Annotated in this window: 1 protein-coding gene and 1 pseudogene; both read right to left on the bottom strand. The window is 73.0% G+C overall.

Annotated features, from left to right (window positions below):
• Positions 1 to 290, bottom strand: a pseudogene (locus NH602_RS30835) (signal recognition particle-docking protein FtsY); the annotation flags it as partial.
• 56 nt (positions 291 to 346) lie between these two features.
• A partial coding sequence (locus NH602_RS30840) for an AAA family ATPase (RefSeq protein ID WP_253069690.1) occupies positions 347 to 1409 on the bottom strand: 1063 nt, incomplete at its 5' end.

The raw sequence follows: 1409 nt of genomic DNA on the forward strand, positions 1-1409 counted from the left end.
GCGGCCGGGGTGGCGGGGGTCGGTGTGGCGGCGGTCGGGGCGTCGTCGCCGGGGGCGCGCGGCCGCTCGGGCGCGGTGGCCGTCCCGGAGGAGAACGCGAACCCGCCCCCGGCCTGGTAGCTGCCGCCGGTGCGCGGTGGCTCGTCCGTACCGGTCCCGAGCTCGCGCTGCTGCTCGTCGGACCGCAGGCTGATGCGCCGTCGGCGGGCGATCACCAGCCCGGCGACGACGGCGATCAGCAACACCGCCACGACGATCGCGACGACGATCCAGAGGGTCTGCGTGGTCACGACGCCACCCTGCCACGCCCGGCCGACCCGCCGTGCAGGACGGGCCGGTCAGCCGGTCAGGAGGCGGGGCGCAGGCGCTGGGAGATGACCTGGGTGATGCCGTCGCCGCGCATCGAGACACCGTAGAGGGCGTCGGCGACCTCCATCGTCGGCTTCTGATGGGTGATGACGATGAGCTGGCTGGTGGTGCGCAGCTCCTCCATCAGCGAGATGAGCCGGCGCAGGTTGACGTCGTCGAGGGCGGCCTCGATCTCGTCGAGGACGTAGAACGGCGAGGGCCGGGCCCGGAAGATCGCGACGAGCAGCGCCATCGCGGTCAGTGAGCGCTCCCCGCCGGACAGCAGCGAGAGCCGCTTGACCTTCTTGCCCGGCGGGCGGGCCTCGACCTCGATGCCGGTGGTGAGCATGTCGTCGGGGTCGGTGAGCACGAGCCTGCCGTCGCCTCCGGGGAACAGCGTCGCGAACACGGTCTCGAACTCGGCGGCGACGTCGTGGTAGGCGGTGGTGAAGACCTCGAGGATCTTGTCGTCGACCTCGCGGACGACGGTGAGCAGGTCACGCCGGGTGTTCTTCAGGTCCTCGAGCTGGGTGGACAGGAACTTGTAGCGCTCCTCCAGCGCCGCGAACTCCTCCAGCGCGAGCGGGTTGACCTTGCCGAGCAGCGACAGGTCCTTCTCGGCCCGCTTGAGGCGGCGCTCCTGGGTGGGCCGGTCGAACGGGACCGGCGGCGGCGCGGAGACCTGCTCGCCGCGCTCGCGTGCGGCCTCGTACTCGGCGGTCTCGGCGGCCGACGGCGGCACCGGGACCTCGGGCCCGTACTCGGCGACAAGGTCGTCGACGCCGATGCCGTGGTCACCCAGGATCTTCTCGGTCAGCTGCTCCAGGCGCATCCGGGTCTGCTGGCGCACCATCTCGTCGCGGTGGACGGCGTCGGTGAGCTTCTCCAGCAGCGCGGTGAGCTTCGTCGTGGTGTCGCGGGCCTCGGTGTGGGCCCGCTCGCGTTCGGCGCGGGCGGCCTGGATCTCGTCGCGCTCGGCGGCCGCGGCGGCCAGGGAGCGTTCGACCCGCCCGGCGGCGACGTGCCCGGCGTCGACGACGAGCCGGGCGACCTCGGAGGCC

Origin of the sequence: Pseudonocardia sp. McavD-2-B (genome assembly GCF_024124365.1) — a bacterium.
GTDB lineage: Bacteria > Actinomycetota > Actinomycetes > Mycobacteriales > Pseudonocardiaceae > Pseudonocardia > Pseudonocardia alni.